Genomic DNA, 15,412 nt, shown 5'->3' on the forward strand with positions numbered 1-15,412 from the left:
CGATCAAGAACGACATTGTGCATACCTGTTAGGCTAAGGTCTAATTTTTTGAAAAAATGTGGGTATAAGGGATTCTGATGATTTGTAAGTGTTTGAAATATATTTGGTAAAATTAAATTGTTGAATAGTTGAACAAAATCGTTTGATCAACTATTGTACAAAGTTTAAAAATGCTCAACCAAGGTTTGCTTTAATTTTTCGAGTGGGTTGTTGCTGGAAATTTCAGCATCTTGATTGTGATGAAGAGGCAGCGAAATAATTGCTTCAAGTCCGCCTTGTTCACGATTATGAATGGCCAGTTGACCTTGGTGAATATCAACAATGCGTTTCACAATGGCGAGACCTAAACCACTGCCTTGGACTGTTCTGGCTTCATTGCCACGCACAAAAGGCTGCATAAGTTCTTCAATTTGATCGTCAGGAATGCCTTCACCATGGTCTGCTACGCTAATTAAAATATGTTCATTTTCCACTGTTGCGGAAAGTTCAATCGGCTCAGCACCGTAGCGTTTTGAATTATTAATCAAGTTACCAATCAGGCGTTTAAGAGACAGACTACGTGCCTGAATAATCGGTAATTCAGCAGGTTCAAAACGAATATCCAGCGGTTTGAATTGCACCACCAATTCTTGTAATAGCATATTTAAATCGGTGTCTTGGATTTCCTCATCCGAACCATCACGCATATAAGAAATGAACTGATTTAAGATCGCGTCCATATCTTCAACGTCATAAATCAGCCCTTCTTTTAAAAAATCATCATCGGGCATCATTTCTGCACTGAGTCGAATACGGGTCAGTGGGGTGCGTAAGTCATGTGAAATCCCTGCCAACATAATCCGACGGTCACGTTCAGTCTGATCTAGGGTGTAAATCATGTGATTAAACGCTTGGTTGACCTCACGAATTTCTTGAGGGCCGTGATTGGTCTCTAAATACGGCGCTGTGCCTGTTTTACTATAACTGTTGGCAGCATTTTGCAGACGGCGCAGTGGGCGATTGAGCTGACGAACCAAGGTTAAAATAATGGCTGCTGCAATAAGTGGTACGCCAAGCAGCCAACCGAAAATTAACTCAGGGCTGTAGTTGGCGTATGTTTTCAGTGGTTCGCGGACCCAGTTACCGTTCATTTCAGGGGTTTGAATCCAAATGCGCGGACTGGGCTTAAATTGAAAATACACCGTGGCATGCTCGACTTTTAATTCTTTGGCCAGCTTAGCTTCAATTTGGTTGGTAAAGAACTCGGCAATCACCTTATCTTTGACATTGGGATATTCTTTGGGATCTGTGACGTATTCAATCCCGACGCGGCTTCTTAGCCAGTCATCGACATCGACTTCAGTATTTTGATGATAAATCCGTAAGTCGGGGTTGTTGAGAATTTCTATTTCAACAGCAAGATAACGAGCATGTTGTTGAATTTCTGGAAGATATAAGGTGCGCCAAAAGAACCACAAAGACATAAATAAACTGAAAAATACAATGAAGAGTACCAGTACGGTGGTGCGCATGGCAGCAGAACGCGGCTTGATTTTATCTAAAAAGCGTTCCCAGCGTGTGCGTTTCCGTTCTGAATACGCTTCGTAATCTGTAAATTTTTGAGGGTCGATGGGTTCGAGTTTCACGCCAGCTTCCTATGGACTATTTTTTATCAATATTACTGAAAGATACAGCAGAGTCTTACCGTTTTTATCAGTAATAGAAGGAGCTCATTCTGTTACTTTTTAAAAAGTAACCAAAACTTTTGCCATTCGCTGAACTCGCAATAAAGTTGACGAGCCTTGAAAGTAAAATTGGCTCAAACAGCAGCGAATGGCTTTTAGGGACAATAAGTTCGGTGAACGTTTACATTATTAGAGCTTATTATTCCGCGCCGTCTGGAACGAACACATAACCTACACCCCAAACCGTTTGAATATAACGTGCACGAGCAGGGTTTTCTTCCACAAGGCGACGTAGGCGCGATACTTGAACATCAATCGAACGCTCCATTGCTCCCCATTCACGGCCACGTGCAAGGTTCATCAATTTGTCGCGAGTCAAAGGTTCACGCGGATGTTGTACTAAGGCTTTGAGAACAGCAAACTCACCTGTAGTTAGGGTTACGACTTGACCTTCACGCGTGAGAGTGCGTGTAGATAAATCAAGTGACCATGGCCCAAAGCTGACCACTTCCATTTGTTGGCTTGGTGCACCTGGAACTTCACGGACTTGGCGGCGCAGTACGGCGCGAATACGTGCTAACAACTCATTTGGATTAAATGGTTTCGGTAAATAGTCATCTGCACCCGCTTCTAGACCTGCAATACGGTCTGAATCACTACCACGTGCGGTGAGCATAATAATAGGCGTATCAATATTGGATTGGCGTAGACGACGGCAGATACTTAAACCATCTTCAACAGGGAGCATGAAGTCGAGCACAATCAGTGAAAACAGTTCGCGCTGTAAGAGACGATCCATTTGAGTTGCGTCATGCGCTGTTTTCACCACAAAGCCTTTATCTTCTAAAAAGCGTTGAAGTAGCGTACGCAAACGCACATCGTCATCTACCACTAAAATGCGTTCAACGCGATCTGCATCGCTATGTACAGCATCTGTTTTTTCAGCAGGTACAACTAAACTCATTGAAGTGCTCCTTTATTCTTTATTGTCATCGTAAACAAAAGTCGGGATAGTCTTGAGTATACGACTCATTTGTATGTCTTTACTATGCTCTAAAGCAACAAATATTGCAGGTAAAATCAAGACATAGATACCAAATGTATACATCTTAGCCCATAGAAAAAAATGGCAAAGAATACCTAAAAATAAGATTTAACACTGAAAATGAGATGGATTTATGAAATTTGCCTGAAATATGTCACATTTAAGCCATTAAATTAATAAAAACAGTTGTGGATTTTATAGTCTTGGTCTTTATAATCATGGCTTTTAGTACATATCCTTGTGGGATCACATACGATGACTGACTTAGTTCAGCAGTTGGCAAAAGAAATTGCCGTACGTCCAAATCAAATCGAGGCTGCCATCAAGTTGATTGATGAAGGTGCTAGCGTTCCATTTATTGCGCGTTACCGTAAAGAAGTCACGCAAGGCTTAGATGATGCGCAGTTACGTCAGCTCGATACACGTTTGGCTTATTTACGTGACTTATTTGAACGTCGCGACAAGGTAATCGAATCATTAAAAGAACAAGACAAATTGTCTGATGATTTATTGGCACGTGTAAATGCTGCTGAAACTAAAAATGCCTTAGAAGAAATTTACGCACCGTACCGTCCAAAACGGACCAGTAAATCATTTAAAGCCAAAGAAGCAGGCTTGGGCCCGATTGCAGAGAAAATCTTTGCAGAAGCGGTTGATCCAGCTGAAGCATTGGCAGGCTTTAGCCATGAAGATTATCCAGATCTAGAAAGTCAGTTGGATGCGATTCAACATATTTTAATTGATGACTGGGCGCAGAACATTGCACTGACAACTGAACTTAAGGCCACGTTTGCAAAAACAGCCACTTTAAAAAGTTTAGTGGCAAGTGATGAGAAAAAAGAAGTTGGCAAAAAATTCCGCGATTACTTCGACTTTTCTGAAAATTTAAATAAAGTCCCATCACACCGTTTATTGGCTATGTTACGTGGCCGTCAAGAAAACGTTTTAGGTTTAAAAGTGGATGGCGAAGATGATGCACCATTGGCGCGTATTGAAACAGAATACAACCTTGAAACTGCACAGCCGCAAGCACGTCAAGACTATTTAAAACAAACGGCTAAATTGTTCTGGTTAGGCAAGGTTCGTCCAAGTATCGAACATTCGTTACTCACCGAAAAACGTCTTGCAGCTGAATCTGAAGCAATGGATGTTTTTGCTGAAAACTTACGTCATTTGCTGTTGTCTGCACCCGCGGGCGCACGTACAACCCTAGGTGTGGACCCTGGTATCCGTACAGGGGTGAAATTGGCTGTGGTAAATGCATCGGGTGATGTACTTGCACATAGCACGATTTATCCATTTGCACCCAAAGATGATAAAGCGGGTTCAATTGCAGAACTTGCCCGTTTATGCCGTGAGTTCAATGTTGACCTGATTGCCATTGGCAATGGTACAGCAAGCCGTGAAACAGAAAGCGTTGTGGCTGAAATGATGGCTGCAAACAGTGATTTAAAACTGACACGTGTTTCTGTATCAGAAGCGGGAGCATCGGTTTATTCAGCATCTGAATTGGCTTCTGCGGAGTTACCAGAGTTAGATGTGTCGATTCGTGGTGCAGTGTCGATTGCACGTCGTTTACAAGACCCATTGGCTGAACTGGTGAAAATCGATCCAAAATCGATTGGTGTAGGTCAGTACCAACATGATGTGAACCAAACGGGTTTAGCGAAAACCCTTGAAGCAGTCGTTGAAGACTGTGTGAACTCGGTAGGTGTGGATGTTAATACTGCATCATCTGCTATCTTGGGTTATATCGCAGGTTTGAATAAGTCGATTGCGCAGCAAATTGTCGATTTTCGTAAAGAAAATGGCCGTTTTGACAACCGCCAAGATTTGAAAAAAGTGCCACGTTTAGGCGAGCGTACTTTTGAACAAGCGGCAGGTTTCTTACGTATTCAAGATGGTTCAGAGCCACTGGATGCTTCTGCTGTTCACCCAGAGTCTTATGCGCTGGTGGGTAAAATTGTTGAAGCGAAAGCGACGACAGTGAAAGACATCATTGGTAACTCTGAAATCATTCGCCAAGTGAATGCTGAAGAATTTGCAGATGAGAAATTTGGTTTACCAACCATTCAAGATGTACTGTCTGAACTGGAAAAACCAGGTCGTGATCCGCGTCCAGAGTTCCGTACAGCAAAATTTCGTGAAGACATTACCGAAGTTGCGCAACTGACTGAAGGCATGCAGCTTGAAGGTGTCGTGACCAATGTGACGAACTTCGGTGCTTTTGTGGATGTGGGTGTACACCAAGATGGTTTAGTTCATATTTCAGAGTTGGCCAATGAATTCGTTGCAGATCCGCATAAAGTGGTGAAGCCGGGGCAAATTGTACAAGTACGTGTACTCACAGTAGATGCTGAGCGTAATCGTGTGAATTTGTCGATGCGTCCTGAAGGTGCTGAAGCGGCTAAAGCTCCGCGTCAACCACGTCGTGAAAATACAGAGCGTAGTGAACGTAAACCACAAGGTAAACGTCCACAACAAACACGTCCTCAAGGTGAGCGCGCTCAAACAAATAAGAAACCGCAAACGGCTAAACCTCAAGAAAATAAAATTGGTGGTTTAGGTGCATTGTTACTTCAAGCGGGCATTAAAGGTTCGAAATAATCTTTAAGATTTGAATAAAAAAAACCTCCCAAGTGGGAGGTTTTTTTATGGTTACTTTTATCCGTTGATGATGGGCACGATCCAACTGGTGATAATCAACATAATGCCAAAGTGCCCAAGCTTTCGGCAAACTTTGACAAAAGTTGGAGCGGGTTGTTCCAGTCGAGTAGCATAATCTTTGAGGCTTATGGCTTGTGTACTACGGCTATGCCACAGGAAAACAGCAAGATCGATACAGATTAGAATCGTCCCGACATTGGCCACGATATCCATCATCACATAATCTTGTAAATACAGGCTACTGCCTACTCGGTAGCAGAGATAAATCGCAAAAGCGATACACACATATTGCAGTACGAAAGTAAAAGCGCGCATAAATTCACAAAATAAAAAAAGACGGCTGTTTATAACACAAAAAGTAGAAGGGGCACGTCGTCTTTATCTTTTGTCCACAAAAAAGGTATGAGTCTTAACTGATTAGGCTTTGTGCAATCAGGCTGGAAAAAATGGAGACTAAACCTATTTTTGAAAAAATATTGCAATACATGCTTGAGGGTTGTGAGGTTGGCTTGTTTTTTGTTTCTAGAGAGTATATTTCGCTCGTCAGTGGGGTAGGCTGTTGCGGTGCGCGTTGGCTCTTAAAGCCAAATTCGAGCAAGATCATCAGCAAACCGCCATGAATCAGCACTTGCCAAATTGAAATATGAGAGAGGGTGAGTTCTGTATATAGATTAAAAGCGGTGATTGCAGCAAAGATGAAGCAAAAAAGCTTGAATGAATAAAATGTCTGCATTTCTTTTCCCCTTTTATAATTGCTTTTATGATGAGCTTTTTTTCTTAAGCGAATATTAAGAACTATAAAAGAGTTTCGAAAAATTTAGCTACCCAACCTTTGATCAAAGGTTGGGTAAATTGTAAGAAAACTTACCAGTGTTCACCTGGGAATAAGCGTGCATACGCTTTTTGTACCCAGTTGAGTTTTTGCTGTTCGCCTACAGACGCGGTAGAACTTGGGAATAAGTTATAACCAATCGACATGAGCTTATTGTTGATGTCTGGTGCAATTGAATAAGTAATCGATGCCAAACGACCTAAGTTAGTTGCGACCTTCTTCGGACGCTTCACAATCGCATAAGCAACCAAATCTGCTGCTTGTTCAGGCGAAAGAGTCGGGACGTATTTATAAATTTTTGTTGGCGCAATCATCGGGGTGCGTACCAAAGGCATATAAACCGAAGTAATCGCAATTTTATGTGAATGCACTTCGGCAGAAAGACAACGACTGAATGCATCTAGTGCGGCTTTAGACGCCACATAAGCCGAGAAACGAGTGGCATTTGCCAATACGCCAATCGAGCTAATGTTAATAATATGCCCATCACGACGAATCATCATTTGTGGCAGGATGTTCATGACTAAACGTACAGCACCAAAGTAGTTGAGCTGCATGGTACGTTCAAAGTCGTGGAAGCGTTCCGCTGACTCATGTACAGCACGGCGGATCGAACGACCTGCGTTATTAATTAAAATATCAATATGATCGACTGAAGCTAAAATCTGCTTAGAGACTTCATCAATCGAGTCTAAATCATTTAGGTCACATGGAAAAACAGAGGCTGAACCACCTTTGGCTTCGATTTCTGCTTTAACTTCTTCTAGTGTTTCTTTGGTGCGCGAAACTAAAAGGACGTGTGCTCCTGCGTCAGCCAGTTTGTGTGCAACGGTTAAACCAATACCACTTGAAGCGCCTGTAATTAAGACGGTTTTTCCATTTACACGTTCTTTAAAAAGTCTATCCATTCTTGAATTCACGTTATCATTCCTGATCTAAGTCAAATATTTGAGGGTTATGGCTGTTTTTATATTCGATTATTAAGGCTGCATTTTCGGAGAAATGTAGCTGCTTTCCTTCACGGTATAATACCTAAACTGCTTAAAATATCACTGCATAAGTTATTGAAATAATAAATAAATTTAGAGCAAAAGCTCTATTTTATTGGTTCTAATTACTTGTTTTTAACATGAATTCAAGCAAAGTGAAAGGGCTATAAATATAAAAGACAAGCGTATAAAAAACCTCAATCATGTGATTGAGGTTTTAAGTTTAGTGGTCTGTATTTTAGACTTGAGTCAAGGCCTGCTCTAAATCTGCAATCAAATCATCAATATGTTCAATGCCTACAGATAAACGCACCATATCAAGACTTACTCCAGCAGACTTTAATTCCGCTTCATTCAGTTGGCGATGTGTGGTGGTGGCAGGGTGGCAGGCCAAACTTTTGGCATCGCCAATATTGACCAGGCGAGTGAAGAGTTGCAGAGCATCAATAAAGCGAGTGCCACCTTCACGGCCATCTTGTACACCAAAGGATAAAATTGCCGAAGGTTTTCCTTTGACATATTTTTGTGCCAAGCCATGCTGAGGGTGATCTTTCAGGCTGGCATAGTTGACCCATTTCACTTTGGGGTGGGCTTGTAAATATTCTGCGACTTTCTGCGCATTTTCAGTATGACGTTCCATACGCAGGTTTAGCGTTTCTAAGCCTTGTAGAATCAAGAACACGCTTAAAGGGCTAATCGCAGCGCCAGTATTACGTAGTGGTACCACGCGGGCACGCGCGATATAAGCTGCTTCGCCTAAAGCTTCGACATAGTTCACGCCGTGATAACTTGGGTCTGGCGTATTCAGCACTTTAAAGCGCTCAGGATGCTTGCCCCAAGGAAATTTACCGCTGTCGACAATCGCACCGCCAATCGAGTTACCATGCCCACCAATATATTTGGTCAAGGAATGCACCACAATATCTGCCCCATATTCAAAGGGTTTCAGCAGTGCAGGCGTTGCAACCGTGTTATCGACCACCACAGGCACGCCATATTCATGCGCGATTTTGGCGATCGCTTCTAGGTCAATGATGTTGCCGAGTGGATTGCCAATCGATTCAACAAAGACCAACTTGGTTTTTTCATCAATTAAACCGCGTAGGGCTTCTGGGTCTTGATAATCAAAGAAACGGACTTCAATGCCTTGTTTCGGTAGAGTATGGGCAAACAGGTTATAGGTGCCACCGTACAAGGTCGAAACAGAAGCAATGTTGTCGCCTGCTTCGGTAATGGTTTGAATGGCATAAGTAATGGCTGCCATGCCAGAGGCTAAGGCTAACGCACCAATGCCTCCTTCGAGTGCAGCCAAACGTTGTTCTAGCACCGCAGTGGTCGGGTTCATAATTCGGGTATAAATATTACCTTGTACTTTAAGGTCAAATAAATCCGCACCATGTTGCGTATTATCAAAGGCATAAGAGGTGGTTTGATAAATCGGTACGGCCACTGCTTTGGTGGTGGCTTCGGGGCTATAACCAGCATGGATAGCCAAAGTTTCATCTTTATAGGTCATGGGACTTCATCTACGTGAGTTAAATATTGCACAGTCTACCATCAATGAATATGAGTGAAAGTGTGAAAATAATGAATATTTATCTAAAAAATTCATAAAGATGAGCTGAGCGTAGCTTCTTTTCTGCGGAAAAGTAAGATAAAGAGAGTGTTTAAAAAATAACCGCACTGAAAGTTGTAACATTGCATTGAAGATCGGTTTCATGCCTTATTTTTTCAACGTATTCATCGTATAATGCCCGCAAATATTTTTTCGCTTCTTGCGATTTTTTGGTTTTTCTATTGAGGAGTCCTACGTGGCCCAATATATTTATACGATGAACCGAGTGTCTAAGATGGTTCCGCCTAAGCGCGAAATCTTAAAAGACATCTCTTTGTCATTTTTCCCGGGTGCAAAAATTGGTGTACTTGGTTTAAACGGTGCAGGTAAATCGACCTTGCTTCGTATTATGGCAGGCGTAGACAAAGATTTCTCTGGTGAAGCTCGTGCGCAACCGGGTATCAAAATTGGTTACCTAGAACAAGAACCGCCACTTGATCCAAATAAAGATGTCCGTGGAAACGTAGAAGATGGTTTACGTGAACCATTGGATGCTTTGGCACGTTTGGACGAAGTATTTGCTGAATATGCAGCAGAAGATGCAGACTTTGATGCATTGGCAAAAGAGCAAGAAAAACTTGAAGCGATTATCCATTCATGGGATGCGCATAATCTGAGCAACCAAATGGATCAAGCTGCAGCTGCCTTGAACCTACCTGCTTGGGATGCGGATGTCACACTACTTTCAGGTGGTGAGCGTCGTCGTGTTGCATTGTGTCGTTTGCTTTTATCTAAGCCAGACATGTTACTTCTAGACGAACCAACGAACCACTTGGATGCAGAATCTGTGTCTTGGTTAGAGCGTTTCTTGAAAGACTTTGCTGGCACGATTGTGGCGATTACGCACGACCGTTATTTCTTGGATAACGTGGCGGAATGGATTCTTGAGCTTGACCGTGGTATGGGTATTCCATATCAAGGTAACTATTCTTCTTGGTTAGAGCAGAAGAACGCGCGTCTAGAACAAGAGAACAAGCAAGAAGAGTCTTTTGCTAAAGCATTGAAGAAAGAACTTGAATGGGTTCGTTCAAATGCGAAAGGTCAGCAAAAGAAAAACAAAGCGCGTATGGAGCGTTTTGAAGAGCTTAACTCACGTGAATTCCAACAGCGTAACGAAACTTCTGAAATCTATATTCCACCGGGCCCACGCCTAGGCAATAAAGTCGTAGAAGTGGAAGGCATCAGTAAATCATTTGATGGTCGCTTACTGTACGAAAACCTGAGCTTTACCGTACCTCCTACAGCAATTGTGGGTATCGTGGGTCCAAACGGTGCGGGTAAAACCACACTGTTCCGTATGATGACTGGTGAACAACAGCCAGATACAGGTACAGTGACTTTGGGTGAGTCGGTTAAAGTGGCGTATGTTGGTCAGATTCGTGACACCTTAGATAACAACAAAACGGTTTGGGAAGAAGTTTCAGGCGGTTTGGATATCTTAAGAATTGGCGATTATGAAATTGCATCACGTGCTTATATCGGTCGCTTTAACTTTAAAGGTCAAGACCAGCAGAAGCGTGTAGGTGAGTTGTCAGGTGGTGAGCGTAATCGTTTACAACTGGCGAAAATCCTGCAAATGGGTGCAAACGTCATCTTACTGGATGAGCCATCGAACGACTTGGATATCGAAACCTTACGTGCGCTTGAGGATGCAATTCTTGTATTCCCAGGTACGGTAATGGTGGTGTCGCACGACCGTTGGTTCCTTGACCGTATTGCAACGCACATCTTGTCGTTTGAGAACGAACAGCCTGAATTCTACGAAGGTAACTATGCTGAGTATGAAGCCTATCGTTTAGCATGTTTGGGTGATGCTGCAGTTCAAAAACGTACCAAATACAAGAAAATTGGCGGTTAACGCTTCCGTTAATTCAATTAGAAAACCAGCCTTCGGGCTGGTTTTTTTATGCTTATCAATTGCCTCTTAAGGTGTTTTAGGGGTATTCACTTGTAAGCTGATAATGGTGTAATACTGATTTTTAGGTTTTGCTTTGGTATCGACTTTTTCGCTCACTTCAATCAGGTATTGCCCAGCTTGTGCAAACGTGAGTGTGGCATGGCCTTGTGCGTCGACAGGTGTGCTTTTCGCTTGTTGCTCAAGCTCACCTTGAGCACGAACCATGAGTTCTGCATGCGCTAGGGCTTTGCCTGCTTGAGTAATTTGCAGTTGTACAGGCTGTTGCACCGTGATTTGGTTTGGATGGGTTCTGAAGTTGACTTGAATTGGGGCTGGCGTTACAGCAACAGGTGAGGTGCTGTCTTTGCTCACATAGCTTTGAATGCTCCATTCGCGAACCGTAGAGACTTTGCTTGGCACTTTGCCTTTAAAGTCACTTGGAATGACATAGTCACGCTCGCTTAAGGCAGGGACTTTGTCTGCTGCGACATCGGCAAATATTTTCCATTGATGATTATGTTGTACATATTCAATTGGATATGAGGTTTTGGCAAAAATGGTATAGGTGCCTTTTTCTGGTAGCTTAAGATCAAATGCAGTTGCAGATTCTAAGTGCTTCTGTGCTTGAATCGTAGTCTGTGTTTGGTTTGGTTGGAAAACGCTGAATGAAATATCTTTTAGGGCATATTCAGGATGAAAGGCTTGTTCCGCATAGGCGCTCAATACAGGGACTTGGGTGTTTTCAGTGTGATACGCCAGTGGAGCGACGTAGGGTTCATGTGCTTGAGCCACTGAACAGAACAAGAGTGTGTAGAGTAGAGCGTTTTTCATAGAGACTAGGCCTAAAAATATTTCGTAAGATGAGGTTTTTGATTATATCGAGAAAAACTAACAAGTGATAATAATTATTATTTATTCTTTGAGCAGATAAAAGGGAGTACATAGACTCCCTTTTTGGATGCGGGTTCTAAATTAAAACTTAGATTTCCCACTCATGGTCGCACTCGCGACATTTCCATTTTTTCTGAGACTGCATGAAGCCTTGCATTGAAATCTTAAAATCAGGAAGGTCACGGTAAAACAGGAAGCCTGCAATCACACACACGATAAAAACCACGACCGTTGCAATTTGTAGTGTTGAGCCAGCGCCATCCCCGAACAGCCACATTGCGATGCTAATGAGCACCAAAAGTAATAATACAAAAATGGCTGGAACCAAAAAAACCAGACTTTTAGGCACAACAGGGCGCGTTGCTGGAACCCCTGCTTGAGCAACTGGCATAATTTTTGGGCTTTGACATTGAGGACAACGATATTGCATTACAACTCCAAAATTCGAATCTATGCCGTATTCTAATCGGATTGGAGCAGAAAGCCAAAAAAGCGTGGTAATGAAGTGCTGATAATTTTGAGGCAATAAAAAACCCAAGTCATAATGCTTGGGTTTTTTACCAGATGTTGCCATCTTAAATATGGCGTCCCTACGGGGATTCGAACCCCGGTTACCGCCGTGAAAGGGCGATGTCCTAGGCCTCTAGACGATAGGGACTTATTGAGGCATCACGTTGAGTGGTTAACACCGTCTCTCTGTGTGAGCGCTATATTAGGGATATAACGCCCATGCGTCAACTAAAAAATCAATTAAGCTTCATCAACTGCGTCATTTTTCGGCAATTTTAGGCTTTCATTGAGTTTTTCCCAAACTTTTGCTTCTTTTTTGCTTGGACCACCGACAATTTCAAGGGCATGACGTAAGCGCGCGAAGGTTAAGTCAGGGCCAATGGTGACCATGGTTTGCATCACTGGAGTCGAAGCGGTTGAACCGGCAATCGCAATAAAGAACGCTGGCATAAAGTCACGGAGCTTAATTTCCATTTGGTTGGCTAAGTCCATCAAGGTTTGACTTACGGTGTCATTGTTCCATGTGAACATGCTTTCCAAACGCCAAATCGCAAATTGCAGACTTTGACGAACTTGTTCTTCGCTCAGTTTCTTGCTTTCAAACTGTTCTTTGGTCAAGCTTGGGAACTGGTTAAAGTAATGCGCAGACCAGTTCACCGCTTCTGAAAGTAAGTTGATACGAGGTTGAATTGCTGCGGCGATGTCTTCGAGCATCTTACGATCTGCTTTCCATGCCAATAGGGTATCTAACAGTTCAGCAGGGCTTAAGCCTTTGATCCATTGACCATTGAGCCAATTCAGTTTTTCCACATCAAAAATTGGACCACCGAGGGATACACGTTGAATGTCAAAGTGTTCAATCATCTCGGCCAATGTGAATTTTTCGCGTTCATCTGGCATCGACCAGCCCATACGGCCTAAGTAATTCAACAAGGCTTCAGGCAAGACACCAATATTTTTGTAGTAGTTAATAGAGGTTGGGTTCTTACGTTTCGACAGTTTTGATTTGTCTGGGTTACGTAGTAATGGCATATGACCCAGTACAGGCATTTCCCAACCAAAGTATTGATACAGCAACTGATGTTTAGGTGCAGAAGGCAACCATTCTTCGCCACGGAAAACGTGGGTGATTTGCATCAAATGGTCATCGACCACATTGGCAAGGTGATATGTCGGTAAACCATCGGTTTTAAGCAAGACTTGCATGTCCACTTGTGCCCAAGGGATTTCTACTTCCCCGCGCAGTAAGTCATTGACTGTACAAATGCCTTCTTCGGGCACTTTCATACGAATCACGTGTGGCTCACCTGCAGCAAGGCGACTTTGAACTTCTTCAGCAGATAATTTTAAACCACGACCATCGTACTTTGGTGTTTCACCACGGGCCTGTTGTTCTGCACGCATTTGATCCAACTCTTCGCTCGTAGCAAAGCAGTAGAACGCATGACCTTTTTCAACCAAATCCAGTGCATATTGTTTATAAATATGCATGCGTTCAGACTGGCGATACGGTGCATATGGCCCGCCAATGTCCGGACCTTCAGACCAATTCAATCCTAACCAACGCAATGAATCTAAAATCATTTTTTCCGATTCAGGAGTCGAACGAAGTTGGTCGGTATCTTCGATACGCAGAATAAATTCACCACCATGTTGCTTGGCATAGCATAAGTTAAATAGCGCAATATATGCTGTGCCCACATGCGGGAAGCCAGTTGGAGAGGGTGCAATACGAGTACGAACAGTCATAGCCAATTATGATTCAGAATGTAAATTGAGGTCTATTATAACGAAAAAGCCCGACCACTTAATGCTTAATTCAACATTCAGTGATCAGGCTTTTGTGCGCAAATGTCATAACTTGAGAGAGGTTACGACACTGTGGCTTATTTTTAGTTTAGAGGAACAATGATTGCACAAAACGGCTAAAGCGCTGGTTTTGTGTAGCAAAGAAATTTTGTGTCGGTGCAACTTTGATTGAGGTCATGATTTTTAAATCATTATCCATCATCGTGGTTCGGTCACTGCCTTTTTGTTGGCTGAGCGCTTTTTCAATCAACGATGTTTTCTCAGTGGGCATCGTCGCTTTATCATTGCTTTGAATGGCTGCACTATGTCCCAGTTGGCTAAAACAAGCCAAGCCGATACTCAACGTAACGGTATGTAAAAATGTTGCTTTCATGTCCTTTTCCCCTCTCAACATGGTATTGGAACAGATTTTTATTAAAGTCATTGGTAATCTAGTTTCAATTTAACCGATTTCACAAATAAAAAAGTAGAACCGTGTCACACAATTTACAAAATTATAAACAAATTTGGGCTAAATTGACATTTAAACATCAAATATAAATCATTTGGCTTTTTGTACCAAATAACTGTGGAGATAGCATGGAGATTTTGAGCTTGATCTGTGGAGGGTGGATATGGGTTATCCTTAAAAGTGCACAAAATAGTCCTTTTAGAGATATCTTTTTATCAGTATAGCCGTAAAACCTCGCCTTCAGGGCATAGGTATCTATGATCCTAGCCAAAATAATGGACAGCACGTCCCTCTAAAGATAACGTAACTTTAATCTTTGGAGATTCAAGAAATGGCTAAACGTTTTAGTCCTGAATTTAAACAGCAAGCGATTGATTATGCACTTTCAAACCCCCACGAACCTATAGCTGCAATCGCCCAGAAATTAGGTGTTGGTTATTCAACATTGGATAAATGGATTCGTGAAGCCAATCCAGTGGGTTCAAGCAAACGCCAACTTTCATCAGAACAACAGCGGATTTTAGAATTAGAGAAAGAAGTCAAACAGCTCAGGGACGCCAATGACATCTTAAAAAAAGCGCATGTGTACTTTCTGACAGATCATGCCAAGAAAAGTACACGGTAATTCAAGATCTGGATGTGAATGAAGTCACTGTATCTTCTGCCTGTAAATGCCTGGGTGTCAGCACTTCAGGCTATTATGCCTGGCGAAAATGCCAGGCCAATCTAGCGCAGAAATATAATGATTTAAAAGCCGTATATTGGCAGCATCATGCACGATTGGGTGCACCTTCATTGGTACATGACATGCATGATTTAGGTTACAGCATGAGCGAACGAACCGTTGGAAGAATGCTTAAAAAGCTTGGTTTACGTAGCAGGATTGCACGTAAATACAAGCATACGACTGATTCAAACCATCGTTTGCCTACAGCGCCTAACTTGTTGGATCGTCAATTTGGCGTTGGTCAATTGAAAGCTACTTCAAGCTTCTAAAACAAGCGGGTCATGATGTTGAATCGTGGCTCCAAACGACCCCTCA

12 protein-coding genes, 1 tRNA gene and 1 pseudogene are annotated in these 15,412 nt (G+C 42.5%); 3 read left to right on the forward strand and 11 right to left on the reverse strand.

Going from position 1 to position 15,412, the window contains the following annotated elements:
- Positions 1–164: 164 nt before the first annotated feature.
- Positions 165–1,625: an ATP-binding protein gene (locus AC4CU3_RS10230; RefSeq protein WP_005401377.1), complete on the reverse strand. Its 1,461-nt coding sequence runs from the start codon at positions 1,623–1,625 to the stop codon at positions 165–167.
- 238 nt (positions 1,626–1,863) lie between these two features.
- Positions 1,864–2,628, reverse strand: coding sequence for an osmolarity response regulator transcription factor OmpR (gene ompR / locus AC4CU3_RS10235; protein ID WP_004691545.1), 765 nt, complete (start codon positions 2,626–2,628; stop codon positions 1,864–1,866).
- Between the two features lie 336 nt (positions 2,629–2,964).
- On the opposite strand from ompR, the gene AC4CU3_RS10240 reads away from it, so the two are divergent.
- Positions 2,965–5,316, forward strand: a complete 2,352-nt coding sequence (locus tag AC4CU3_RS10240) for a Tex family protein (RefSeq protein ID WP_039890583.1) — start codon at positions 2,965–2,967, stop codon at positions 5,314–5,316.
- 57 nt (positions 5,317–5,373) lie between these two features.
- Here AC4CU3_RS10240 and AC4CU3_RS10245 read toward each other — a convergent pair whose 3' ends face one another.
- From AC4CU3_RS10245 to AC4CU3_RS10260, 4 genes are all read right to left on the reverse strand, one after another.
- Positions 5,374–5,691 (reverse strand): hypothetical protein, encoded by a 318-nt coding sequence (locus AC4CU3_RS10245; RefSeq protein ID WP_004691542.1) that lies wholly within the window; start codon positions 5,689–5,691, stop codon positions 5,374–5,376.
- Between the two features lie 94 nt (positions 5,692–5,785).
- Entirely contained in the window at positions 5,786–6,109 is a 324-nt protein-coding gene (locus tag AC4CU3_RS10250) for a hypothetical protein (RefSeq protein WP_490738192.1), read from the reverse strand.
- A gap of 131 nt (positions 6,110–6,240) precedes the next feature.
- On the reverse strand, positions 6,241–7,116 hold the full coding sequence (locus tag AC4CU3_RS10255) for an SDR family NAD(P)-dependent oxidoreductase (RefSeq protein ID WP_238893368.1): 876 nt from the start codon (positions 7,114–7,116) through the stop codon (positions 6,241–6,243).
- Between the two features lie 319 nt (positions 7,117–7,435).
- On the reverse strand, positions 7,436–8,713 hold the full coding sequence (locus AC4CU3_RS10260) for an O-acetylhomoserine aminocarboxypropyltransferase/cysteine synthase family protein (protein ID WP_005401375.1): 1,278 nt from the start codon (positions 8,711–8,713) through the stop codon (positions 7,436–7,438).
- Between the two features lie 295 nt (positions 8,714–9,008).
- Here AC4CU3_RS10260 and ettA point away from each other — a divergent pair, with 295 nt between their 5' ends.
- A complete protein-coding gene (gene ettA, locus AC4CU3_RS10265) occupies positions 9,009–10,670 on the forward strand; it encodes an energy-dependent translational throttle protein EttA (protein ID WP_279045254.1) in 1,662 nt (553 codons plus the stop codon).
- A gap of 66 nt (positions 10,671–10,736) precedes the next feature.
- Here the strand turns inward: ettA and AC4CU3_RS10270 are convergent, their stop codons facing one another.
- From AC4CU3_RS10270 to AC4CU3_RS10290, 5 genes are all read right to left on the reverse strand, one after another.
- Entirely contained in the window at positions 10,737–11,540 is an 804-nt protein-coding gene (locus AC4CU3_RS10270; protein WP_005401373.1) for a DUF4198 domain-containing protein, read from the reverse strand.
- Positions 11,541–11,688: 148 nt separating this feature from the next.
- A complete protein-coding gene (locus tag AC4CU3_RS10275) occupies positions 11,689–12,030 on the reverse strand; it encodes a hypothetical protein (RefSeq protein ID WP_005401372.1) in 342 nt (113 codons plus the stop codon).
- A gap of 152 nt (positions 12,031–12,182) precedes the next feature.
- Positions 12,183–12,258 (reverse strand) — tRNA-Glu (locus AC4CU3_RS10280).
- A gap of 92 nt (positions 12,259–12,350) precedes the next feature.
- Positions 12,351–13,859: a glutamate--tRNA ligase gene (gene gltX, locus AC4CU3_RS10285; protein ID WP_005401371.1), complete on the reverse strand. Its 1,509-nt coding sequence runs from the start codon at positions 13,857–13,859 to the stop codon at positions 12,351–12,353.
- A gap of 148 nt (positions 13,860–14,007) precedes the next feature.
- Positions 14,008–14,292, reverse strand: a complete 285-nt coding sequence (locus AC4CU3_RS10290) for a hypothetical protein (protein ID WP_039890577.1) — start codon at positions 14,290–14,292, stop codon at positions 14,008–14,010.
- Positions 14,293–14,701: 409 nt separating this feature from the next.
- On the opposite strand from AC4CU3_RS10290, the pseudogene AC4CU3_RS10295 reads away from it, so the two are divergent.
- A pseudogene (locus AC4CU3_RS10295) lies at positions 14,702–15,342 on the forward strand (transposase); the annotation flags it as partial.
- Positions 15,343–15,412: the final 70 nt, after the last annotated feature.

Source organism: Acinetobacter sp. 802_lipA, assembly GCF_058242885.1.

Excerpts from the sequence above, each read along its gene's own strand:
- AC4CU3_RS10260 (WP_005401375.1), bottom strand. The coding sequence starts at position 8,713 with ATGACCTATAAAGATGAAACTTTGGCTATCCATGCTGGTTATAGCCCC.
- AC4CU3_RS10270 (WP_005401373.1), bottom strand. The coding sequence starts at position 11,540 with ATGAAAAACGCTCTACTCTACACACTCTTGTTCTGTTCAGTGGCTCAA.
- AC4CU3_RS10245 (WP_004691542.1), bottom strand. The coding sequence starts at position 5,691 with ATGCGCGCTTTTACTTTCGTACTGCAATATGTGTGTATCGCTTTTGCG.
- AC4CU3_RS10255 (WP_238893368.1), bottom strand. The coding sequence starts at position 7,116 with ATGGATAGACTTTTTAAAGAACGTGTAAATGGAAAAACCGTCTTAATT.
- AC4CU3_RS10240 (WP_039890583.1), top strand. The coding sequence starts at position 2,965 with ATGACTGACTTAGTTCAGCAGTTGGCAAAAGAAATTGCCGTACGTCCA.
- AC4CU3_RS10290 (WP_039890577.1), bottom strand. The coding sequence starts at position 14,292 with ATGAAAGCAACATTTTTACATACCGTTACGTTGAGTATCGGCTTGGCT.
- ompR (WP_004691545.1), bottom strand. The coding sequence starts at position 2,628 with ATGAGTTTAGTTGTACCTGCTGAAAAAACAGATGCTGTACATAGCGAT.
- AC4CU3_RS10250 (WP_490738192.1), bottom strand. The coding sequence starts at position 6,109 with ATGCAGACATTTTATTCATTCAAGCTTTTTTGCTTCATCTTTGCTGCA.
- AC4CU3_RS10275 (WP_005401372.1), bottom strand. The coding sequence starts at position 12,030 with ATGCAATATCGTTGTCCTCAATGTCAAAGCCCAAAAATTATGCCAGTT.
- gltX (WP_005401371.1), bottom strand. The coding sequence starts at position 13,859 with ATGACTGTTCGTACTCGTATTGCACCCTCTCCAACTGGCTTCCCGCAT.